Origin of the sequence: Massilia sp. 9096 (genome assembly GCF_000745265.1) — a bacterium.
Taxonomy (GTDB): Bacteria; Pseudomonadota; Gammaproteobacteria; order Burkholderiales; family Burkholderiaceae_D; genus Telluria.
Genome location: NZ_JQNN01000001.1, coordinates 1,776,937 through 1,800,247, shown reverse-complemented (window position 1 = coordinate 1,800,247; position 23,311 = coordinate 1,776,937). Strand labels below are relative to the sequence as shown.

16 protein-coding genes are annotated in these 23,311 nt (G+C 68.7%); 9 read left to right on the top strand and 7 right to left on the bottom strand.

The features are described from left to right. Nucleotides 1–237 precede the first annotated feature (237 nt). Nucleotides 238–1,185, top strand: a complete 948-nt coding sequence (locus tag FA90_RS24885) for a hypothetical protein (RefSeq protein WP_156116630.1) — start codon at nt 238–240, stop codon at nt 1,183–1,185. 83 nt (nt 1,186–1,268) lie between these two features. Here the strand turns inward: FA90_RS24885 and FA90_RS07720 are convergent, their stop codons facing one another. Further along, complete coding sequence (locus FA90_RS07720) at nt 1,269–1,889, bottom strand: flavin reductase family protein (protein ID WP_036167610.1); 621 nt, start codon at nt 1,887–1,889, stop codon at nt 1,269–1,271. Nucleotides 1,890–2,028: 139 nt separating this feature from the next. Here FA90_RS07720 and FA90_RS07715 point away from each other — a divergent pair, with 139 nt between their 5' ends. From FA90_RS07715 to FA90_RS07700, 4 genes are all read left to right on the top strand, one after another. Beyond that, nucleotides 2,029–2,856 carry a ferritin-like domain-containing protein gene (locus tag FA90_RS07715; RefSeq protein WP_036167607.1) on the top strand — a complete coding sequence of 276 codons (828 nt, stop codon included), beginning with the start codon at nt 2,029–2,031 and terminating at the stop codon, nt 2,854–2,856. A gap of 15 nt (nt 2,857–2,871) precedes the next feature. Next, nucleotides 2,872–5,328: a DNA polymerase II gene (locus tag FA90_RS07710; RefSeq protein WP_051971558.1), complete on the top strand. Its 2,457-nt coding sequence runs from the start codon at nt 2,872–2,874 to the stop codon at nt 5,326–5,328. Nucleotides 5,329–5,644: 316 nt separating this feature from the next. Next, entirely contained in the window at nt 5,645–8,842 is a 3,198-nt protein-coding gene (locus FA90_RS07705; RefSeq protein ID WP_197065363.1) for an efflux RND transporter permease subunit, read from the top strand. Next, nucleotides 8,832–10,001 carry an efflux RND transporter periplasmic adaptor subunit gene (locus FA90_RS07700; protein WP_036167601.1) on the top strand — a complete coding sequence of 390 codons (1,170 nt, stop codon included), beginning with the start codon at nt 8,832–8,834 and terminating at the stop codon, nt 9,999–10,001. The genes FA90_RS07705 and FA90_RS07700 overlap by 11 nt, the downstream gene beginning before the upstream one ends. Nucleotides 10,002–10,114: 113 nt before the next feature. Here FA90_RS07700 and FA90_RS07695 read toward each other — a convergent pair whose 3' ends face one another. The 4 genes from FA90_RS07695 to FA90_RS07680 all read right to left on the bottom strand — a co-directional run bounded on the left by FA90_RS07695 (nt 10,115) and on the right by FA90_RS07680 (nt 14,269). Then, entirely contained in the window at nt 10,115–10,471 is a 357-nt protein-coding gene (locus tag FA90_RS07695; RefSeq protein ID WP_036167598.1) for a translation initiation factor Sui1, read from the bottom strand. Then, nucleotides 10,468–11,559 (bottom strand): sensor domain-containing diguanylate cyclase, encoded by a 1,092-nt coding sequence (locus tag FA90_RS07690; protein ID WP_051971557.1) that lies wholly within the window; start codon nt 11,557–11,559, stop codon nt 10,468–10,470. The genes FA90_RS07695 and FA90_RS07690 overlap by 4 nt, the downstream gene beginning before the upstream one ends. Before the next feature lie 293 nt (nt 11,560–11,852). Further along, nucleotides 11,853–12,980: an alanine racemase gene (alr, locus tag FA90_RS07685; RefSeq protein WP_239700590.1), complete on the bottom strand. Its 1,128-nt coding sequence runs from the start codon at nt 12,978–12,980 to the stop codon at nt 11,853–11,855. Next, on the bottom strand, nt 12,977–14,269 hold the full coding sequence (locus tag FA90_RS07680; RefSeq protein WP_036174716.1) for a D-amino acid dehydrogenase: 1,293 nt from the start codon (nt 14,267–14,269) through the stop codon (nt 12,977–12,979). Before FA90_RS07680 ends, alr begins: the two co-directional genes overlap by 4 nt. Before the next feature lie 114 nt (nt 14,270–14,383). On the opposite strand from FA90_RS07680, the gene FA90_RS07675 reads away from it, so the two are divergent. Further along, nucleotides 14,384–14,869 (top strand): Lrp/AsnC ligand binding domain-containing protein, encoded by a 486-nt coding sequence (locus FA90_RS07675; protein WP_036167591.1) that lies wholly within the window; start codon nt 14,384–14,386, stop codon nt 14,867–14,869. Here the strand turns inward: FA90_RS07675 and FA90_RS07670 are convergent. Continuing rightward, entirely contained in the window at nt 14,835–16,229 is a 1,395-nt protein-coding gene (locus tag FA90_RS07670; protein WP_239700589.1) for a cyanophycinase, read from the bottom strand. The two genes, FA90_RS07675 and FA90_RS07670, sit on opposite strands and share 35 nt — an antisense overlap. A 251-nt stretch (nt 16,230–16,480) precedes the next feature. On the opposite strand from FA90_RS07670, the gene FA90_RS07665 reads away from it, so the two are divergent. Then, complete coding sequence (locus FA90_RS07665) at nt 16,481–17,440, top strand: chemotaxis protein (protein ID WP_036167588.1); 960 nt, start codon at nt 16,481–16,483, stop codon at nt 17,438–17,440. A gap of 57 nt (nt 17,441–17,497) precedes the next feature. Here the strand turns inward: FA90_RS07665 and FA90_RS07660 are convergent, their stop codons facing one another. Further along, entirely contained in the window at nt 17,498–18,865 is a 1,368-nt protein-coding gene (locus FA90_RS07660; RefSeq protein ID WP_036167585.1) for an enolase C-terminal domain-like protein, read from the bottom strand. Nucleotides 18,866–19,009: 144 nt separating this feature from the next. Here FA90_RS07660 and FA90_RS07655 point away from each other — a divergent pair, with 144 nt between their 5' ends. Both FA90_RS07655 and FA90_RS07650 read left to right on the top strand, forming a co-directional pair. Further along, nucleotides 19,010–20,302 carry an SGNH/GDSL hydrolase family protein gene (locus FA90_RS07655; RefSeq protein ID WP_051971556.1) on the top strand — a complete coding sequence of 431 codons (1,293 nt, stop codon included), beginning with the start codon at nt 19,010–19,012 and terminating at the stop codon, nt 20,300–20,302. Between the two features lie 15 nt (nt 20,303–20,317). Next, nucleotides 20,318–23,263: a glycosyl hydrolase 115 family protein gene (locus FA90_RS07650; protein WP_239700588.1), complete on the top strand. Its 2,946-nt coding sequence runs from the start codon at nt 20,318–20,320 to the stop codon at nt 23,261–23,263. The last annotated feature ends 48 nt before the right edge of the window (nt 23,264–23,311 follow it).

The following is a 23,311-nucleotide window of genomic DNA, read 5'->3' as shown; positions in this document are numbered from 1 at the left end:
CTAGAGTATCTGAAATATCAGATTGTTTCCATTTCGTATTCTGTTTTTGCTACGAAATTATTCCAGGAAGAGTCTGCCGGAAATTGCTCGATATTGTTAGTCAGACCACATCCGGTCGATTCGTGCGCGCCTATACTGACTTTCACTAACACTGGAGACGTCGTGTGTACGCATGCCGCGCAAACGCCCTCCAGAGCGCTCCCGGGCGCACCTACCCATCGATATCAGGAGGTTGACATGAAACAGCTATCCCTATCGCGCATGGTCGCAGTGGCCTGCATCATGTGCGCCGGCAGCACCGCAGCGACGGCCGCGCAGACCCAGCATAAAGGCGATCCGGCCCGCTGGTACAAGGCCGATGCGAGCCAGGCCCAGCGCACCGCCGTCCTCAAGAAGGAACTCAGCGCCGCCTATGCCGACCAGACCGCGGCCTGCAACAAGCAGAAGTCGGGCAAGGCGGCTTGCCTGAAGCAGGCGCAAGCCAATTACAAGCGTGACAGCGGCAACATCCGCCAGCTGGTGGCCAACGCCCCGCAGGCCGAAGTGAGCGAGCGCATCGTCTCGACCACCACGGTCGACGGCGCGGGCGGACAGACCGCCTCGGGCATCGGCTCGAGCGGCAGCGCAGGCAGCGGTGCCTACGGCGGCTCGGGCGCGTCCGGCGCCACCGGTTCCGGCTCGGATGCGGCTCCGCAAACGCTTTCCGGCGCCCAGCAGTCGGGCTCCACCAGCATCGGCCAGTCCAGCTCCAGCATCGGCCAGTCGGGCGGGATGGGCATGAACTCGCAATCGATGGGCAACAGCGGCAGCATGGGCGCCACCGGTAGCATGGGCCAGCAGCCGCAGACCCTGTCGGGCGCTCAGCAATCGGGCGCGACGAGCAGCAACGGCAGCCAGTCGTCGACCGGCGCCATGAACGGCGGCGTCAACAGCGGCTTGAGCGGCCAGCCCTCGTCGACCGGCGCCAGCGGCAGCTCGGGCATGGGCGCCACGCGCGCCGGCCAGAGCGGAGCGCCGATCTCGGGTCCGACCCAGTCCGGCTCGAACAACACCAACGGCAGCCAGTCGGGCATGAGCGGCACCGCCACCTCGCGCTCGATGGGCGCCGGCACCGGCGCCACCCAATCGGACACGCAGGGCCAGGGCCAGCAGGGTGCCGGCAGCGCGCCGCCGGTGCAGCGCTGATCGCTGCCACGGGCGTGCGCCGTGCGCCGGCATGACACAACCCCGCCGCGGCGGGGTTTTTTCATGTCCTCGTCGGCGCGACCTTACTGCGGACGGAACATGCGGAACAGCTGCTCCGGTCCGATGCTGAAATAATCGGCCGGGCCGCCGCCGCGCAGGATCGGACCGGCGGCGGCGGTGTCGTACACGCCGTCCTTGAGCAGGCGCCGGTCGATGTGCACGCCGACGACCTCGCCCAGCACCAGCCAGCTCGGCACCTGTGCGCCGCCGGCGCGCTGCAGCTGGATCAGCTGAGTCAGGCGGCATTCCATCGCCACCGGCGACTCGAGCACGCGCGGCACGTCCACCACGCGCGATGCGGCCGGCGTCAGGCCGGCCAGCTGGAACTCGTCGACCTCGGGCGGCACCGCCGCGCAGGTCTGGTTCATGCGCTCGGCCAGGTCGCGCGTGGCCAGGTTCCACACGAATTGCCCGGTCTCCTCGATGTTGCGCACCGAGTCCTTCCAGCCGATGCTGGAAAAGCCGATGATCGGCGGGATGTAGTTGAAGGCGTTGAAGAAGCTGTAGGGCGCGAGGTTCAATACCCCGGCCCCGCTTTTCGAGGCGATCCAGCCGATCGGGCGCGGGCCGACGATGGCGTTGAACGGGTCGTGCGGCAGGCCGTGTCCCTGGCCGGGTTCGTAAAAATGGACGGTGTCGTTCATGAAGGCTCCTGTGTGCAGGGCGCACGATAGCATTCCTCGCGCGCGCGTGCAGGCTTGCGACGGCGGCATCGAACTCCGGCGCACGGCCGTCGGGGCGCTTTGCTACACTGTGCGTTTTTCACGCAGCACAGGTTTGCCGATGGCGCACCCGCCACAACTTCCGGATCTGCGCGCCGAGGCGCTGCAGCTCCTGACCGAATCCGACCCCGCCGCCAAGAGCGCCGGCGTGGCCGCCCTCGCGCGCGCACAGGCGCAGGCGCGCGCGCGCATCGACCCGACCGCGCTGCTGACGCCGGCCGGCGCCATCCCCGGCCGCCCGGCCAGGCCGGAGCTGGTCTCGCCCAAGCGGCTCGGGCGCCGCTCGATGGCCACCGTGGAAGGGCGCGCCATGCTGATCCACGCGCTGGCCCACATCGAGTTCAACGCCGTCAACCTGGCGCTGGACGCGATCTGGCGCTTTCCCGCCATGCCGGAGGCCTACTACGCCGACTGGCTGCGCGTGGCCAGCGAGGAAGCGCTGCATTTCAATCTGCTCGATCGGCACCTCGGCACGCTGGGCCACGCCTATGGCGATTTTCCCGGCCACGACAGCCTGTGGGAGATGGTCGCCAAGACCGCCGGCGACGTGCTGGCGCGCATGGCCCTGGTGCCGCGCACGATGGAAGCGCGCGGCCTGGACGCGATCCCGCCGTTGCGCGCCAAGCTGGCCCAGGCCGGCGACGCGGCCGCCGCCGCCATCCTCGACGTGCTGCTGCGCGACGAGGTGGGCCACGTGGAGATCGGCAACCGCTGGTATTTCCACCTGTGCGCGCTGCGCGGCCTGGAGCCGGTGTCGACCTACGATGCGCTCACGCTGCAGTACAAGGCGCCGGTGCTCAAGGGCCCGTTCAACGTCGAAGCGCGGCGCCAGGCCGGGTTCCTGGATGCCGAGCTGGCGCGCTACCGCGCCGACGCACTGTCTCCCTGAGCGTATCATCCCGACATGGACGACCACGATCCGCAGCGCGCACCCGGGCCGCGCACAGGCTTCCTGCTGACGCGCCACTGGCGCGACGTCGACGATGGCGTCGAGGCCGAGTTCTGGCTGGCCACCGAGGACGGTCCATGCCGCGTGCGCCTGGCGCCAACCAGCGCCGTCGCCTTCGTGCCAGCCGAGCAGCGCGCCGCGCTGGACACCCTGCTCGCGCGCGAGCGTGGCGTCGAGCTGCGCGAACTGGCGCTGGCCGACTTCCAGCATCGGCCCGTGCTGGGCCTGTACTGCAAGAGTTATCGCCACCTGATGCGGCTGGAAAAGCGCCTGCGCGAGCATGGCGTCGACGTGTTCGAGGCCGACGTCCGACCGACCGACCGCTACCTGATGGAGCGCTTCATCACCGCCCCGGTGCTGTTCACCGGCACCCCGGCGCCGGGCGACCCGCAGCTGTTCGTCAACGGCCAGCTCAAGCCGGACCACGGCTACCGGCCCAGGCTCTCCACGGTCTCGCTCGACATCGAAACGACGATGCAGGGCGAGCTGCGCTCGATCGGGCTGGAAGGCTGCGGCCAGCGCGTGGTGTACATGCTGGGGCCGGAAAACGGTTCGCCCGAGAGCCGCGCGAAGGTCGACTTCGCGCTCGAGTACCGCGCCACCCGCCTCGAGCTGCTGGAGGCGATGGAGGACTGGTTCCGGCGCCACGACCCGGACGTGATCATCGGCTGGAGCGTCGTTAACTTCGACCTGCGCGTGTTGCAGGAGCATGCCGACCGCCACAACCGGCCCTTGCGGCTGGGGCGCGACGGCTCGGCGATCGAGTGGCGCGAGCGAGGGGGACAAAACTCGGGCGGCGCGCGCTACCTGTGGGGCATCGCCGGGCGCCTGGTCATCGACGGCATCGAGGCGCTGCAGACGGCCACCTGGAATTTTCCGTCCTTCAGCCTGGAGAATGTCGCGCAGACGCTGCTCGGCGAAGGCAAGGAGATCGGCAACCCCTACGACCGCATGGCCGAGATCGACCGCATGTTCGAGGAGGACAAGCCGCAGCTGGCGCGCTACAACCTCAAGGACTGCGAGCTGGTCACGCGCATCTTCGACAAGGCCGGCCTGTTTCCCTTCCTGCTCGAGCGCGCCAGCGTGACCGGCCTGGCGGCCGACCGCAGCGGCGGTTCGGTGGCGGCGTTCGAACACCTGTACATGCCGCTGATGCATCGCCAGGGCCTGGTGGCGCCCAACATCGGCGACGTCGCGGGCGGCGACAGCCCGGGCGGCTTCGTGATGGATTCGCGCTCCGGCCTGTACGACTCGGTGCTGGTGCTGGACTATAAAAGCCTGTACCCGTCGATCATCCGCACCTTCCTGATCGACCCGGTCGGCCTGGTCGAGGGCCTGCGCGAGGCGCAGCAGGGGCGCGCGCAGGATACCGTGCCCGGCTACCGCGGCGCGCGCTTCTCGCGCAGCAAAAACTGCCTGCCCGGCATCGTCACGCGCGTCTGGGCCGGGCGCGAGGCGGCCAAGGTCGAGAAGAATGCGCCGCTGTCCCAGGCGCTCAAGATCATCATGAACGCGTTCTACGGCGTGCTCGGCACCCCGGCCTGCCGCTTCTTCGACCCGCGCCTGGCCTCGTCGATCACGATGCGCGGCCACGACATCCTGCAGCGCACGCGCGCGATGATCGAGGAGCAGGGCTACGGCGTGATCTACGGCGATACCGACTCGATCTTCGTGTGGCTCGGGCGCGCCCATGGCGAACTGGACGCGCGCCGCATCGGCCAGGACCTGGTCGACCGGGTCAACGGCTGGTGGCGCACGCACCTGAAGGAAGAACTCGGACTCGATTCGGCGCTGGAGCTGGAATACGACGTGCACTTTGCACGCTTCCTGATGCCGACCGTGCGCGGTTCGGAGGAGGGCAGCAAGAAGCGCTACGCCGGCCTGGTGCGCCATGAAGACAAGGACGGCAAGCTGAGCGAGGAGATGGTCTACAAGGGCCTGGAGTCGGTGCGCACCGACTGGACCCCGCTGGCGCAGCGCTTCCAGCAAGGCCTGTATGAACGGATCTTCCGCAACCAGCCCTACGAGGATTACGTGCGCGACACCGTGGCGCGCCTGCTGGCCGGCGAACTCGACGACCAGCTGGTCTACCGCAAGCGCGTGCGCCGGCCGCTGGCCGAATACGACCGCAACGTGCCGCCGCACGTGCGCGCGGCGCGCATCGCCGACGAATTCCACCTGCGCCAGGGCCGCCCGGCCCAGTACCGCAACGGCGGCTGGATCCGTTACGTGATGCTGCTGTCCGGACCGGAACCGCTGGACGCGATCGAATCAATGCCGCATTCGGCGCGCGCCGGGATCGACTACGAGCACTACCTGACGCGCCAGCTCGAACCGGTGGCCGACGCCATCTTGACCTTCCTCGGCGACGATTTCGCACGTCTCACCAGCCCCCAGGGCGCGCTCTTCTAGTCAGTGCTAAGTCATTGTTTTGACGACGCTTTCGTAACGAACTGTGTACGTTGTGTGGCATCGCGCCGAGCCGATGTCACCATCGTCATTACCTCCGTGCCAAAACCGGCGCACCGCCAGCAGAAATTCACGGCAGCGTGCAAAATGTCGGGGTTTTGGCGTCCCGAGCCCCTAGTCAGGAATTCGATTTTGCCCCATATTACCGGGTTTGCATGAGGGCTTGAGTGCAATTCGGGCGTAATTACGCGAAGTTGGCCGCAATTGCTCGTAAAGCCTCTGCAGACTGCATTCACCCATCGTCCGGAGTTTCACAATGTTGCTAGGACTTGTCCACACCGCGCTGCGGCGGCCTTACACCTTCGTGGTGCTGGCGCTCGCGCTCCTCATCATCGGGCCGCTCGCAGCGATGCGCACGCCCACCGACATCTTCCCCGACATTAAGATGCCGGTGATCGCCGTCGCCTTCCAGTACACCGGCCTGCCGCCGGACCAGATGGCCGGGCGCATCTCGACGCTGTACCAGCGCAGCCTGACCACGACGGTCAACGACATCGAGCATATCGAAGCGAACACCTATCCCGGCATCTCGATCGTGAAGATCTTCTTCCAGCCGGGCGTGGACATCGCGGTCGCGAACGCGCAGGTGACGGCGGTGTCGCAGGCGCTGCTCAAGCAGATGCCGGCCGGCGTGACCCCGCCGCTGATCCTGAACTACAATGCCGCCACGGTGCCGATCCTGCAGCTGGCGCTGTCGGGCAAGGGCCTGTCGGAGCAGCAGCTGTACGACCTCGGCCTGAACACCGTGCGCACGCCGCTGGTGACGGTCGCGGGCGCCGCGATCCCGCTGCCGTACGGCGGCAAGCAGCGCCAGGTCCAGATCGACGTCAAGCCGGACGCACTGCAGGCGCGCGGCCTGTCGGCGCAGGACATCGCCAACGCGCTGGCGGCGCAGAACGTGCTGACCCCGGTCGGCACCCAGAAGATCGGCAGCCTCGAATACACGATCAACCTGAACAGCGCGCCCTCGGCCATCGAAGACCTGGGCCGGCTGCCGATCAAGGTGGTGAACGGCACCACCATTTATATGAGCGACGTCGCCGACGTCCACGACGGCAATGCGCCGCAGACCAACATCGTCCACGTCGACGGCGGCCGCTCGGTGCTGATGTCGGTGCTGAAGAACGGCCAGGCCTCGACCCTGGCGATCGTCGACGGCGTGCGCGCCAAGCTCGATTCCCTCAAGCCCGGCCTGCCGGAAGCCCTGAAGGTCGTGCCGATCAACGACCAGTCGGTGTTCGTGCGCGCCGCCGTCAAGGGCGTGGCGACCGAGGGCGCGATCGCGGCCTGCCTCACCAGCGTCATGATCCTGCTGTTCCTGGGCAGCTGGCGCTCGACCGTGATCATCGCGGTCTCGATCCCGCTGTCGATCCTCGGGTCGATCATCGCGCTGTCCGCACTCGGAGAGACGCTCAACCTGATGACGCTGGGCGGCCTCGCGCTGGCGGTCGGCATCCTGGTCGACGACGCCACCGTCACCATCGAAAACATCAACTGGCACCTGGAGCAGGGCAAGGCGGTCGAACCGGCGATCCTGGACGGCGCCCAGCAGATCGTGACCCCGGCGCTGGTGTCGCTGTTGTGCATCTGCATCGTGTTCATCCCGATGTTCTTCCTGCAGGGCGTGGCCGGCTTCCTGTTCGTGCCGATGGCCAAGGCCGTGATCTTCGCGCTGGTCTGCTCGTTCATCCTGTCGCGTACCCTGGTGCCGACCATGGCCAACTACCTGCTCAAGGCGCACGAGGCGCATGGCGAGCATGGCCACCCCGCGCCGTCGCGCAACCCGCTGGTGCGCTTCCAGCGCGGCTTCGAGGCGCGCTTCGAAGCCATCCGCGCGCGCTACCGCAACATCCTGCAGGGCGCGCTGGGCAACCGCAAGGGCTTCGTGCTGGGCTTCCTGGTCGTGGTGTTCGCCTCGTTCGCGCTGGTGCCTTTCCTGGGCAGTAACTTCTTTCCGGCGGTCGATTCGGGCCAGGTGCTGATCCACGCGCGCGTGCCGGTCGGCACCCGCGCCGAGGAAACCGCGCAGCGCTTCGCCCGGATCGACCAGGCCATCCGCCGCGTGATCCCGAGCGAGAACATCGTGACCATGGTCGACAACATCGGCCTGCCGGCGTCCTCGATCAACCTCACCTACAACAACACCGGCACCATGGGTTCGCAGGACGGCGACTTCCAGATCGCGCTGGGCGAAGAGCACAAGCCGACCGCCGAGTACGTGGCCAGGCTGCGCGAGGTGTTGCCACGCGAATTCCCGGACACGACCTTCTCGTTCCCGCCGGCCGACATCGTCAGCCAGATCCTGAACTTCGGTTCGCCGGCGCCGATCGACGTGCAAGTGCGCGGCCGCGACGTCGACGGCAACTACGCCTACGCCAACAAGCTGATGAAGCGCATCCGTGCGATCCCGGGCGTGGCCGACGTGCGCATCCAGCAGTCCCGGCGTGCGCCGCAGTTCAACGTCGACATCGACCGCACCCAGGCCGGCCTGCTCGGTCTGACCGCCAAGGACGTCACCAACAGCCTGGTGGTCAACCTGGCCGGCAGCAGCCAGGTTGCCCCGACCTACTGGCTCAACCCGCAGAACGGCGTGAGCTACCCGATCGTGATGCAGACCCCGCAGCCGACCCTCGATTCGCTGTCCGCGTTGTCCAACCTCCCGGTCGGCAACGGCAGCGGCGCCTCGGCCACGCTGGGCGCGGTGGCCAGGATCACGCGCGACAACTCGCCCGCGATCGTCAGCCAGTACGACGTGGCGCCGATGGTGCAGATCCAGGCCGCCACCCAGGGCCGCGACCTGGGCGCGGTCGCCGCCGACATCCGCAAGGCGATCGCCGACACCAAGGCGGAAGCGCCGAAGGGCGCCACCGTGCAGATGCTGGGCCAGGTCAGCACGATGGAACGCGCGTTCAGCGGCCTGATGTTCGGCCTGCTCGGCGCGGTCGGCCTGATCTACCTGCTCATCGTGGTCAACTTCCAATCGTGGCTCGACCCGGCGGTGATCGTGTCGGCGCTGCCGGCCGCGCTGGCGGGCATCGTCTGGATGCTGTTCGCGACCCACACCACGCTGTCGGTGCCGGCCCTGACCGGGGCCATCATGTGCATGGGCGTGGCGACCGCGAACTCGGTGCTGGTCATCAGCTTCGCGCGCGAGCGCCTGGCCGAGCTGGGCGACGCCCACGCCGCCGCGCTGGAAGCCGGTTTCGTGCGCTTCCGTCCGGTCCTGATGACCGCGCTGGCCATGATCATCGGCATGCTGCCGATGGCGCTCGGCCTGGGCGAGGGCGGCGAGCAGAACGCCCCGCTGGGCCGCGCCGTGATCGGCGGCCTGATCTTCTCGACCATCGCCACCCTGGTATTCGTTCCCGTCGTCTTCAGCATGGTCCACGCGCGCGACAAGCGCAAAGCGACCGACCTGCCCAAACCCCAACCCGGAGTTCCCGTCCATGCCCACTAATGCCAACAAAGCAAACAAGCGTCCGCTCGTGATCGGCGTCACCGCCCTGGTCGCCGCCTGCGCGGTGGTCGCCGGCGGCCTGGCGACGCGCCATTCGCAAGCCGAACAGCTCAAGCAGAGCGCGACCGAGCGCTCGGTCCCGACCGTCAACCTGGTCAACGTGCACGACATTCCGGGCGCGCCGCTCGACCTGCCGGCGCGCATCGAAGCCTGGTCGCGCGCGCCGATCTACGCCCGCGTCAGCGGCTACCTGGAAAAGTGGAACGTCGACATCGGCGCCAAGGTCAAGGCCGGGCAGGTGCTGGCCGTGATCGACACGCCGGACCTGGACCAGGACCTGGCCGCGGCCCAGGCCAACCTGGCGGTCGCCAGGAGCAACCTGACCTTGTCCGAGAGTACCGCCAAGCGCTGGCAATCGCTGATCGGCCAGCAGGCGGTCTCCAAGCAGGAGGCCGACGAGAAGCAGGGCGACTATCTGTCCAAGCGCGCCACCGCGCAGTCGCTGCAGGCCAACGTCGACCGTGAGCAGGCGCTGAAGCGCTACACGCGCCTGGTGGCGCCGTTCGACGGCGTGGTCACCGAGCGCAACACCGACGTCGGCGCGCTGGTCAACGTCGGCGGCGCCACCGGCAGCGAGCTGTTCGTGGTGTCCGACCTGCACCAGCTGCGCGTGTACGTGAACGTGCCGCAGCGCCAGGTCGCCCTGATCAAGCCGGGCAGCGTGGCCACCTTGAGCGTGCCGGAGCGCCCGGGCCAGACCTACAAGGCCAAGGTGACCGCGCAGTCGCAGGCGATCGCCTCCGGTTCCGGCGCGATGCAGGTACAGCTGGTGGTCGAGAACCCGAACGGTGACCTGCTGCCGGGCGCGTTCGCCAACGTGCGCTTCGACCTGCCGGTCGACGTCGGCGCGGTGACGGTGCCGCCGGGCGCCCTGATCGTCGGCAAGAACGGCGTGCAGGTCGCGACGCTCGACGCCGACAACCATGCCCGCCTGCGCAGCGTGACCATCGCGCGCGACCTCGGCAGCGTGGTGCAGCTGGCCGGCGTGACGCGCAGCGACCGCATCATCGACAGCCCGCCGGACGGCCTGGCCGACGGCGATGCGGTGCGCGTGGCGCAGGCCGCGCCGGCCGCTGCGGCGGCGAAAAAGGCCGGCTGACGCGCCCGCGCGCGCGCGCGCAGGTTCGTGCGCCTGCGCGCGTAGGCCTGCGGAAGATAAAAAAATGCCTGGCTTCGGCCAGGCATTTTCGTTTGCAAAGGGAGGACGCGCGTTCAGCCGCCGGTGCGCCTGGCGTCGATGCCGTATCTGGCCAGTGTCGCCAGGATAAGTTCGCAATGGTCGCCCTGCACCTCGATCACGCCATCCTTGACGGTGCCGCCCGAACCGCAGGCGCTGCGCAGCTGCTTGCCCAGCACGCCCAGGGCGGCAGCGTCGAGCGCCACGCCTTTCACCAGCGTGACGGCCTTGCCGCCGCGGCCCTTGGTCTGCAGCGAGACGCGCACCTTGCCGTCGCCCAGCACCGCGGTCCTGGCGTTGCAGGCGCAGCTTGCCAGCGCGAGCCGGCAGTCGGGGCACATGCGGCCGCCGTCGGTGGAATAGACGAGTCCGCTGTTGGAACTTGGTTTCATGTCGTGTATCCAGGATGTCGAAGCGGCCGCTCGGATGGCCGGCCAGCGGCCGACCAAGCGGCGAATACCACCTTGTTGCGCCCGGCGCGCTTGGCATCATACATGGCCTCGTCGGCGCGCTGGATCCACATGGCGCCGTTGAGGGCGGCGGCGCTGTACATCGCGGCGCCGATGCTCAGGGTCGAGCGCTGTTCGCCGCCGTCCTCGTCGATGCTCTGCTGTGCGAGCGCGCGCATGCGTTCGAGGACGGCGGCGGCTTCGGCCGTCGTCACGTCGCGCAGGATGACGCAGAACTCGTCGCCGCCGTAGCGTCCGACCGTGTCCTGCTTGCGCACGCAGGCGCGCATGATGTCAGAGATCTTCTGCAGGGCGCGGTCGCCGGCGATGTGGCCGTAGCGGTCGTTGATCCGCTTGAAGCCGTCGGCGTCGATCAGGGCGATCACGCTGTTCTCGAGGCTCGCGTTGGGCGCGCTGAACGAGGTGTCGAGGATGTCGTTGAGCGCCGCGCGGTTGGCCAGGCCGGTGAGGTAGTCGGTGCGGCTCATTTCGCTCAGCTGCTGCTTCTGGCGCTGGAGCTTGACCGCGCCCAGATAGCACACGTAGCCGAGCGACAGTGGGTACAAGACCAGCAAAGGCGTGCACGCGGCGACCTGGAGCGTGCCCATGGCGATGTCGAAGGGCGTGCGAAACAGCGCGTAAGCCAGCGCGCCGCCCGATGCGCTGGCCAGCACCCCGGCCATCATGAAGCGCGGCCCGCCCATCGCCATGTTGTTCATGCAGGGCATCGTGACGATCGCGGCCGACGGGATGGGGTTGAAGCCGATGGCGCCGGCGAAAAATCCCGCCGCAAAGGTGTCGACCAGCATGTTACGGCGCTCGACACTGACCGGGCGCGAATTCCTGCGCGCCAGCTGGTAGGCCAGGTGCGGCCACGCGAAGCAATACAGGACCAGTAGCGCGAGCATCGACGGCGGCGCATGGGGACCCGGCAGGGAGACGAACACCGCCGGGAAGCCCAGGCTCAGCCCGATGGTGCGTGGGACGTAGAAGCGCTTGGCGAGGGAGATGGTCTGGGTTGTTCGTGACATGAGTACTGCTGGAGATTCGAGCGAGGATCTTCGGAGAAATAAGATGCTCAAATTAAATATTTCCTATAAGTACGTAATCATGCCTGAATTTTGAAAATAATGCTGAAAAGTAACGAATGATCGGGGTTGGAACAACATTTGTGCAGGCGCTCGCTCAAATTCGGCAATGAGTCGCGCTGATGGCATGCGTGCGCGTCCAGGCCGGCGACGGTGCCGTCGCAGCCTCTGACACCAGGCGCTGGACGCCGGGCATAAAAAAGGGCCTGCGAATCAGGCCCTTTGCATGGGGTGACTCAGTCGCGCGCCAGATAGCGCCGCTCGAAGCGTCCGCCCAGGCGCGTCAGCACTTCGTAGCCGATGGTGCCGGCATCCCGCGCGACGTCGTCGACCTGCTGGTTGGGCCCGAGCAGCTCGACCGGCGTGCCCGGCGCCAGGCGCGCGGGGTCGATCGCGCCGACGTCGAGCGTGATGCTGTCCATCGACACGGTGCCGGCGAAGGGCACGCGCACGCCGTCGATCCAGGCGTGGCCGCGGTTGGTGAGCGCGCGCAGCCAGCCGTCGGCGTAGCCGATCGAGAGTGTGGCGATGCGGGTCGGCTCGGCGGCGATGAAGCGCGCGCCATAGCCGACGGCGTCGCCGGCCTGCACTTCGCGCACCTGCACGATGCGCGCCTGCAGCGATACCGGCTGCGCCAGAGGATTGGGCCGGCCCGGATGCGGGTTGATGCCGTACAGCGCCGCGCCCGGGCGCACCAGGCCGTGGTGGTAGCCGGGGCCGAGGAAGATGGCCGAGGAATTGGCCAGGCTGCCCGGCACGTTCGGGAAGCGCGCGCGCGCCGCGGCGAAGCGTTCGCGCTGCAGCTCGTTGAGCGGATGCTCGGGCTCGTCGGCGCAGGCCAGGTGGCTCATCAGGAGCACCAGGCGGATGCCGTCCAGCCGCGACGGCTCGGCGCACAGCCGGTCGAAGTCCGCCGGCGCCATGCCCATGCGCGACATCCCGGTATCGACCTGCAGCGCGGCCGCCAGCGTACGGCCCGCGCGGCGCGCACAGGCCTGCCATTCGGCCACCTGGCCCGGGTCGTTCAGCACCGGCGTCAAGCCGTGCGCCACGCAATCCCACGCGGCGCCCGGCATGGCGCCGTGCAGGACGTAGATCGTGCTGTCTTGCGGCACCAGCGTACGCAGGCGGATGCCCTCGTCGAGGTGGGCGACGAAAAACACGTGGCAGCCCGCGCGCGCGAGCGCGGGCGCGACCTGGGCCATTCCCAGGCCGTAGGCGTCGGCTTTCATCACGCCGGCGCACACGGCGCCGCCGGCGCGCGCCGACAGCAGGCGGTAGTTGGCGCCGACCGCGTCCAGGTCGACCGTCAGGATCGCCCCGGCGCGGCTGGCGGCTTGCAGATCCGCGTCCATGTGGCTCATGCCTGCGCCAGCGCCGGCCGGTGCGCCGGCTGCGGCGTGCCGGCGTAGCGGAACACGGCCAGGTCGTCGGCGGGAATCGCCGGCGTTTTGCCGCTGACCAGGTCGGCGATCACGCTGGCCGAACCGGCGGCCATGGTCCAGCCCAGCGTGCCGTGGCCGGTGTTCAGGTACAGGTTGGCCAGCGGTGTGGCGCCGACGATCGGCGTGCTGTCCGGGGTCATCGGGCGCAGGCCGGTCCAGAAGCTGGCGCGTTCGAGGTCCCCTCCGCCGGGGAACAGGTCGTTCACGACCAGCTCGAGCGTCTCGCGCCGCGCGGCTTTCAATTCGGTGCTGTAGCCTGCGATCTCGGCCATGCCGCCGACGCGGATGCGGTCCTCGAAGCGGGTCACGGCGATCTTGTAGGTCTCGTCGAGGATGGTCGACACCGGCGCTTTCGCACCATCGACGATCGGCACGGTCAGCGAGTAGCCCTTGAGCGGATACACCGGCACGCGGAACTGGTCCTTCAACAGGAAGCGCGAGTAGCTGCCCAGCGCCAGCACGTAGCGCTCGCCGGCGAAGTTGCCGCGGCTGGTGCGCACGGCGACCACTTCGCCGTCCTGGATGTCGAGCGATTCGATGCTGGTGTCGAACACGAAGCGCACGCCCATCTCCTGCGCCATTTGCGCCAGGCGCGTGGTGAACAGGTTGCAGTCGCCGGTCTCGTCGTTCGGCAGGCGCAGGCCGCCGACCAGCTTGTCGCGCACGTTGGCCAGCGCCGGCTCGGCCTTGGCCAGCTCGTCGCGGCTCAGGACTTCGAACGCCACGCCAGCCTGTTTCAGCACCTCGATGTCCTTGGCGGCGCCGTCGAACTGGGCCTGGGTGCGGAACAGCTGCAGCGTGCCGCTCTGGCGGCCTTCGTACTCGATGCCGCTGGCCTGGCGCAGCGCGCGCATGCAATCGCGGCTGTACTCGGCCAGCCGTACCATGCGCTCCTTGTTGACGGCGTAGCGCGACGCGTCGCAGTTGCGGTACATCTCCCACATCCACTGAAGCTGGAACAGCGTACCGTCCGGCTGGATCGCCAGCGGCGCGTGGCGCTGGAACAGCCACTTGAAGGCCTTGAACGGGATGCCCGGGGCGGCCCAGGGCGAGGCATAGCCCGGCGAGATCTGGCCCGCGTTGGCGAAGCTCGTCTCGAGGGCCGGGCCGCTCTGCCGGTCGATCACGGTAACCTCATGGCCGGCCTTGGCCAAATAATACGCGGTGGTCACGCCGACCACGCCGCTTCCGAGCACGATGACACGCATGTTGTTTTCGAAGATGGATGAAGGTTCAGGAAAGATTGCCATGATATAGTGGGGCGGGCAATAATGGTTCCGGTTATTGCATCGATTTTCAGAAACATTTCCGGAGACACGCGCATGCGCGTACAAAAAGAATCGACCCGGGTGCTGGACCGCATCGACCTGCACATCCTGTCCATCCTGCAGCAGGACGGCCGCATCGTCATGAAGGACCTGGCCGAGCAGGTCGGCCTGTCGCTGACGCCCTGCATCGAGCGCGTCAAGCGCATGGAGCGCGACGGCGTGATCGCAGGTTACCACGCGCGCGTGAACCCGCAGTCGCTCGGCCTGCAGGTGCTGGTGTTCGTCGAGATCACGCTCAAGCAGAAGTCCGAAAAGGATTTCGAGCGCTTCCGCCGCGCCATGCTCGGCATTCCCGAGGTGCTGGAATGCCACCTGGTGTCGGGCGACTTCGATTACCTGATCAAGGCGCGCATCACGGAAATGTCCGAATACCGGCGCCTGCTGGGCGAGATCCTGCACGTGGCCGACGCCGGCCAGTCCAAGAGCTACGTGGTGATGGAAGAGGTCAAGGAGACGCTGGCGCTGTCGATCGCGCGCTGAGCTTGTCGGAGGCTGCGGCCGGCGCCGCGGCCTGGCCCTGGGTCTGCGCGCCCTCGACGCGGTACAGCGGCTGGCCCGGCTGGCCGACGCGGATCGGGCGCACGTCCATGCGCATGCGGTGCACCGAGTAGCTCTCGGAACGATTGGAGGCGTAGCCGGCACTGTCGGGCGCGCGCGTGAACTCGAACTCGAAGCCGCGCCCGGCCAGCGCCGTGCCGGGCGCGCCGAAGGCAATGCCGGTCGCGCTGGGTTGGTCGCTGTCGCACAGCTTCCACAGCAGGTCCACCACGCTGGTGTTGCCGAACACGTCGCTGGAAAACAGCGGGCCGCGGTATTCCGGCCCGGCGGGGTCGACCTTTTCTTTATCGGGGCCGGGAGTCAGGCGCAGTTCCGCAGGATCGCCCAAGTCGCCCAGGTCGACCTTGTCGCCGCTGTCGAGGTAACTGATGCGCGCGTCGCGCAGCTTGAAGCCGGGCCCGGCGCCATCCGTGGCCGCCCGGGCCAGTTCGAGCAGGATCGCGCCCTTGTAGCCGATGATCTCGACCGCGCGCTGTCCCTTGACCACCGCCGCGGTGTTCTCGTCGATGCCCAGGCCGATCCGGTAGCCCTTGGCCAGCATCGCCGGCAGCATGCGCGCAAAGCGCCCGCGCACCAGCAGGTGCTGGTCGACGAACACCCGCTCGCCGATGAAGCCCAGGCCGGGGGCGATTTCATGGCCCTCGCGCACGCCGTCGAACAGCGTCGGCAGCGGTGCGCGGCCCTCGAAAAACATCGTCGAGCTCATGATCGCGGCGCCGGCGCTGGTCCCGGCGATCACGCCGCCGCGCCGGTACATGCTCCACAAGGCGCGCAAGACCGCGCTGTCGCTGCCGTCCGGCCGGCGCAGCGCCGCCGTGATGCGGCCCTGGTCGCCGCCGACGAAAAACGCGCCGCCGCTGGCCGCCACCTGGGCGGCGAGCGCCGGATCGTCTGCGGCGCGCCGGACGTCGGAGCCGGCCAGGCGCGGCGCCAGCGGCACCACGAAGGCTTGCGCGCCGTAGCGCGTCAGGGTGTCGGCGGCGAACTGGCCGGAGCGCTGCGGATCGCCGGCCGCGGTCGGGAACACGGCGATGCGCGCACCGGCGCCGCCGGCCAGCTCGACGATCTTTTGCCAGACCTGGACGTTGTCGGCGCGCAGGGCGCCGCCGGCGATCACCAGCGCGCCGCGCGGCGGCTCGGCGGCTTGCGCCGGCGCGGCCTGGGCCATGCTGCTCAGCATCAGCATCAGCGCCACCAGTGTCGCCAACAGCGGCGTCAGCAGGGAAGCCGGGGCCGGCGCCAGTTTGCGCAGGCGCGCCGCGATCGTCTTCGTGTCCAGCATGAAGGGCTCCTGCGTGGTTACGCGCGCGGGTGCGCGCATCGCCGCCAATCTTACTTGAATGGCAATGTCGCCGGCACGCAATTTGACGTCGATTTCGGCGGTTTGATAGCGTTCCCTCCCAATGCAGGTTTCAGTTTTGTCGTTTTTTTGATTGATTTGCAGAAAAACTTCATTCGCCCGACACAAGTACGTACACATTCGCAAACTTCCCGTCTAAAATTTCCCACAGGAATTAAACCAATGGAATAGCCATGAAATCCGTACAACAGGAAGTCGAAGAACGCAGCAACCTGACCGGCACCAATAAATTCGAGCTGCTGCTGTTCCGCCTCGGCGGCGACGCGGCAGGGGCCCAGAGCGAGCTGTTTGGCATCAACGTATTCAAGATCCGCGAGATCGTCGCCATGCCGGCCATCACCAAGGTGGCCGGTGCGCCCGAACACGTGCTCGGCGTGGTCAACCTGCGCGGCCAGATCATCCAGGTGCTGGACCTGCCGTCGATCGCCGGGGTCACGCCCGCGACCGGCCTGAACATCATGCTGGTGACGGAATTCGCGCGCACCACCCAGGCCTTCGCGGTCGAGAGCGTCGAGGAAATCGTGCGCCTGGACTGGAGCCAGGTGATGTCGGCCGAGCACAGCGCCGGCAGCGGCATGGTGACCAGCATCGCGCGCCTGCCGGCCGAGGGCGACCAGCCGTCGCGCCTGGCCCAGGTGCTGGACGTCGAGACCATCCTGCGCGACCTGAACCCGGAGGCCGAGGACGCCAACATCGCCCAGGCGGTCGGCAGCAAGATCAGGCTGAAGGAAGGCACGACGATCCTGGCCGCCGACGACTCGGTGGTCGCACGATCCCTGATCGAGCGCGGCCTGGAGGCGATGGGCCTGCCGTTCGTGATGACCAAGAGCGGCAAGGAAGCCTGGGACCACCTGAACGCGATCGCGGCCGGCGCCGAAGCCGAAGGCAAGTCGGTCTACGACAAGGTCGCCCTGGTGCTGACCGACCTCGAGATGCCCGAGATGGACGGCTTCACGCTGACCCGCAACATCAAGTCGAGCAGCCGCTTCGGCCAGCTGCCGGTGGTGATCCACTCCTCGCTGTCGGGCACGACCAACGAGGAACACGTCAAGAACGTGCGCGCCGACGCGTACGTGGCCAAGTTCTCGGCCGAGGATCTGTCGCGCACCCTGCGCGGCATCCTCAAGCAGTAATCCGTTTCAGCGCTCCGGCCCTGTCGCTGCGGCGCAGGGCGGAGCGACATCCTGTCTTCAACGCGCGTAGCTCGGCTTCTTCGGATCGTACTTCCAGTTCGGGAACAGGCAGCGCATCGCCATCGCATCGTCGCGCGCGTTGGCGCCCACCTGCCGGTACAGCGCGTGGGCGCGCATGATTCTCTCCATGTCGGGCTCGATGCCCAGGCCCGGACGGTCCGGCACCGCCACCTGGCCACCCACGATCTGCAGCGGCTCGCGCGTCAGCCGTTCCTGGCCTTCCTGCCAGATCCAGTGCGTGTCGATCGCCGTGATCTCGCCCGGCGCCGCCGCGGCCGCGTGGGTGAACATCGCCAGCGAGACGTCGAAGTGGTTGTTCGAGTGCGAACCCCAGGTCAGGCCCCAGTCGTGGCACAGCTGGGCCAGGCGCACCGAGCCCTGCATGGTCCAGAAGTGCGGGTCGGCCAGCGGGATGTCGACCGCGCCCAGCATGTGCGAGTGGGCCATCTGGCGCCAGTCGGTGGCGACCATGTTGGTGGCGGTGCGGATGCCGGTGGCGCGCTTGAACTCGGCCATGATCTCGCGGCCCGAATAGCCGTCCTCCGGACCGCACGGATCTTCCGCATAGGCCAGGATGTCGCCCTTGCCGCGGCAGGCCGCGATCGCCTGCGCCAGCGACCAGGCGCCGTTCGGGTCGATCGTCGCGCGCGCCTGCGGGAAGCGGCGCTTGATCGCGGCCACCGCTTCGATCTCGTCTTCGGCGCGCATCACGCCGCCCTTGAGCTTGAAGTCCTTGAAGCCGTACCGGTCGACGCTGGCGGCGGCCAGGTCGGCGATCTGCTCCGGGGTCAGCGCCTCCTCGTTGCGCACGCGGTACCAGCCGTCGCCCTTGTCGCCGGTCGGATAGGGCAGCTCGGTGCGGCGCCGGTCGCCGACGTAGAACAGGTAGGCCAGCATGGGCACGTGGCCGCGCTGCTGGCCGCTGCCCAGCAGTTCGCACACCGGCACGCCGAGATGCTGGCCGAGCAGGTCGAGCAGGGCGGCCTCCACCGCCGTGATCACGTTTTCCAGGCGCAGGTTGATCTCGTGCGGCTGCTTCATCACCGCCGCTTCGGCGCTGGAGGTCACCTGGTGGCTGGCGCCGGCGATGGCGCCGCGCAGGGCGTTCAGGGTGCGGTTGTAGCGCGCCACCTCGCTGCCTTCGACCAGCGGGACCAGCTTTTGCAGCGCCAGCAGGATGCCGTTCGAGCCGGGCACCTCGCCCATGCCCACGTGGCCGGCGCTGTCCGTGAGCAGCACCAGGATGCGGGTGAAGTAGGGCGCGTGCGCGCCGCACAGGTTGAGCAGCATGCTGTCGCGGCCAGCCACCGGAATCACCTGCATCTGGGTGACGGTGGGGCTGGCGCCGGCTTGTATCGTATGCATCGTTTATCTCCATCGGGCTACGCGGCGATCGCGCGATTGCCCTTAATATTTTTATAAATTAGAATGATTGCGCAAACATAACGAGTGTGCGGGAAGCGGGCGCTGTCGTCAAATCGTTCCGCACACCACCATAACGGAGACAAGATGACGCGTACCTCGATACCAGCGAGCGCGCTGGCGGCCGCCCTGGCGACCGCACTGGCGGCCCTTTCCCTGTCCGGTTGCGCCAGCACGGCTGCTTCCCCTTCGGGCGGCGGCGGCGCCGGCGAACACTGGGTGGCCACCTGGGGCGCCGCGCAGATGGTGCCCGGCGCCCAGGAGGAGCTGGCCCCGGCCCAGTGGCGCGACGCCACGCTGCGCCAGGTGGTGCGGGTGTCGACCGCGGGCGGCCGGGTGCGGGTCAAGCTGAGCAATGCGATGGGCGTGACGCCGCTGGTGATCGATGCGGCCAGCATCGCCGTCTCGAAAGGCCCGGGCAGCGCCGCGCTCGACCCGGGCAGCTTGCGGCCCTTGCGTTTCGGGGGCAGCGCCAGCGTCACCATCCCGGGCGGCGCCGAGTACCTGAGCGATCCGGTCGACCTGGCGGTGCCGGCCGGCGCCGACCTGGCGCTGTCGCTGCACTTCCCGAGCGAGCCCTCGCGCCAGACCAGCCATCCCGGTTCGCGCGCGACCAGCTACGTGGCCGCGGGCCGGCACGTGATGGACGCCGACCTGCCGGGCGCGGCGACGTTCTCGCGCTGGTACCAGATCGCCGAAGTCGACGTGCAGGCCGCGCCACCGGCGCGCGCGGTGGTGGCGATCGGCGACTCGATCACCGACGGCTACGGCGTCGCGACCGACACCAACACGCGCTGGACCGACGGCCTCGCCACGCGCCTGCGCACGCAGGGCATGGGCGAGGTCGGCGTGGTCAATGCCGGCATCGGCGGCGGACGCCTGCTGCGCGACGGCCTGGGGCCGAACATGGTGTCGCGGTTCGAGCGCGACGTGCTCGATCGCGCCGGCGTGAGCCATGCGATCGTGATGATCGGCGTGAACGACTTCGGCATCCCGCATCGGAACAAGGAAGACACCCCCGCGTATCGCGCGCAGCTGGTGCCCGACATGGAACAGGCGCAGCGCCAGCTGGTCGCCCAGGCGCACGCGCGCGGCGTGTGCGTGATCGGCGGCACCATCACGCCGTATTCGGGCAGCGCCTATTACGCGCCCGGCCCCGAGAACGAAGCCGACCGCCTGGCCTACAACCGCTTCGTGCGCGAGTCCGGCGTGTTCGACGGCGTGGCCGACTTCGACGCCGCGCTGCGCGACCCGGCCCGGCCGAGCTACCTGAAAAAGGAATACGACAACGACGGCCTGCACCCGAACAAGGCCGGCTACGCGGCGATGGCGCAGGCGGTGCCGCTCGAACTGCTCATGCGCTGCAAGTACGCGCGCTGACCGCGAAGGACAACAGTGAGCCACCTTCCGCTGCGGCGAGCGCGCCGCCAGGTCCCGTTGCGGCGTGCGCTGGCATGCGCCGCGCTGGCCGTCTGCTCCACGCTGGCCGCCGTACCGGCCCTGGCCCTCGGCGAACGCCCGGTGGTGCGCTTCGACCTCGCCCCCGGCGCGGTGACGCTGGCGCGCAACGGCGCCGCCGCGCGCCTGCTCGTCGATGCCGCCGAGGACCCGGCGGTCAAGCACGCCGCCGCCAGCCTGCGCGACGATATCGAGCGGGTCTCGGGCGCGCGGCCCGCGCTGCTGTCGGAACTGCCGGGGACCGCCGCGACGCCTGCGGCCGGCCAGGGCGACCTGGTGCTGGTCGGCACGCTGGGCAGCAGCCCGCTCATCGACCGCCTCGCGCGCGAGGGCCGCATCGACGTGTCGACGCTGCGCGGCAAATGGGAAGGCTACCTGATCCAGGTGGTGCGCAATCCGTTGCCCGGGGTGGCGCAGGCGCTGGTGATTGTCGGCAGCGACCGGCGCGGCACGGTGTATGGCATGTACACGCTGTCGGAGCAGATCGGCGTCTCGCCCTGGCACTGGTGGGCCGACGTCCCGCCCGCGCACCACGAGGTGCTGGCGCTTGCGAACGATGCGCGCGTGCAGGATGCGCCGGTCGTGCAGTACCGCGGCATCTTCCTGAACGACGAGGCGCCGGCGCTGTCCGGCTTTGCCAAGGACACGTTCGGGGGCTTCAACCACCGCTTCTACGAAAAGGTGTTCGAGCTGATCCTGCGCCTGCGCGGCAATTACCTGTGGCCGGCGATGTGGGGCAACGCCTTTTATGATGATGACGCGGAAAACGGCCGCCTGGCCCAGGAGATGGGTGTCGTCATCGGCACCTCGCACCACGAGCCGCTGATGCGCGCGCATGCCGAATGGGCCAGGTACGGCAAGGGCCCGTGGGACTACGGCAAGAACGCGGCCGTGCTGCGCGAGTTCTGGCAGCAGGGCCTGGCGCGCAGCCACGACTTCGAAAAGGTGATCACGATCGGCATGCGCGGCGACGGCGACGAGCCGATGTCCGAAGAATCCAACGTGGCCCTGCTGCAGCGGATCGTGGCCGACCAGCGCACCCTGATCGCTCTCGACACCGCCAGGCCCACGGCCAATCCGGCCTCGCGCCCGGCCGGCGGCGCGCCGCAGATGTGGGCGCTGTACAAGGAAGTCCAGGATTACTACGAGAAGGGCATGCGCGTGCCCGACGACGTGCTGCTGCTCTGGTGCGACGACAACTGGGGCAATATCCGCCGCCTGCCCACGCCTGAAGAGCGCAAGCGCTCCGGCGGAGCCGGCATCTATTACCACTTCGATTACGTCGGCGGGCCGCGCTCCTATAAATGGATCAACGTGACGCCGCTGCCCAAGGTCTGGGAGCAGATGCACCTGGCCGCGAGCTATGGCGCCGACCGGCTGTGGATCGTCAACGTCGGCGACCTCAAGCCGATGGAAGTGCCGATCGAGTTCTTCCTGTCGTATGCCTGGAACCCGCAGGCCTGGCCGGCCGAGCGCCTGCCCGACTACCTGAGACTCTGGGCGACGCGCGACTTCGGCGCGGCGCACGCCGGCGAGATCGCGGCGCTGGTCGAGGGTTACACGCGCTTGAACGGGCGGCGCAAGCCCGAGCAGCTCGAGCCGGGCACCTTCAGCATCGAGCACTACCGCGAGGCCGAGCGCGTCGGGCTCGAGTGGCAGGCGCTGGCCGAGCGCGCGCGCGCCTTGGCGCCCCGCTTGCCGCCGGCGCAGCGCGACGCCTTCTTCGAGCTGGTGCAATATCCGGTCGACGCGGCCAACACGGTCAACCAGCTGTACCTGACGGTGCAGCGCAACCGCCTGCACGCGGCCCAGGGACGGGCCGGCACCAACGCGCTGGCGGCGCAGGCGCGCGCGCTGTTCGCGCAGGACGCCGCGCTGGCGCGCCGGTACGAGGCGGCGGCGGGCGGCAAGTGGAAGCACATGATGGCCCAGACCCACATCGGCTATACCAGCTGGAAGGACCCCGCGACCAACCTGATGCCGCAGGTGAGCGAGATCGATCTGCCGGCGCAGGCCGGACTCGGGGTGGCGGTCGAGGGCGGTACAGCGGTTTTCCCGGCAGCGCCGGCGCTGGCCTTGCCGGCTTTCGAAGCGCTGGCCAAGGGACCGCGCTTCATCGAGGTGTTCAACCGTGGCCGTGCGCCGCTGCGCTTCACGGCGCGCGCCGACCAGCCGTGGGTCAAGCTCGGCGCCGCCGGCGGGACGGTCGCGCTGGAGCAGCGCATCGCGGTCGACGTCGATTGGGCGCGCGTGCCGGCGGGCGCGCTATCGGCGCACGTGACCGTCAGCGGCGCCGACGGCGCCAGCGCCGTGGTCGAGGTGCCGCTGCGCCATGCGGGCCTGCGCACCGATGATGTACACGGCTTCGTCGAGACCGGCGGCGTGGTCGCCATCGAAGCCGAGCACTACGCGCGCGCGCTCGCGCCGGCGGGACGCGCGTGGCTGCGCGTGCCCGGCTTCGGCGCCACGCTGTCGGGCATGACGACGCTGCCCTCGACCGCGCCGCCGGCGACGTTGGCCGATGCGATGCGGCTCGAGTACGAGGTCTGGCTGGCGGAGCCAGGCAAATTGAAGGTCGAGGCGACGCTGGCGCCGACGCTCAAGTTCCGTCCCGGCCCGGGCTTCCGGTACGCGGTCTCGATCGACGATGCGGCCCCGGTCGTGGTCGACGTGCACGCGGACGGTTCGAACGGGCACTGGGAAAAGATCGTCTCGGATGGCGTGGCGCGCTTTACCAGCGAGCATGCGGTGGCGAGAGCGGGCCGCCACACCCTGAAGTTCTGGGCGCTCGACCCGGCCCTGGTGCTGGAGCGCCTGGTGATCGACGCCGGCGGCCTGCAGCCGAGCTACCTGGGGCCGCCGGAGAGTCCGCGCCTGCCGTGACGCGTCGAGGGCGCGCGGCTCAGGCGCCCGGCTGGACGAGGCCGCCCC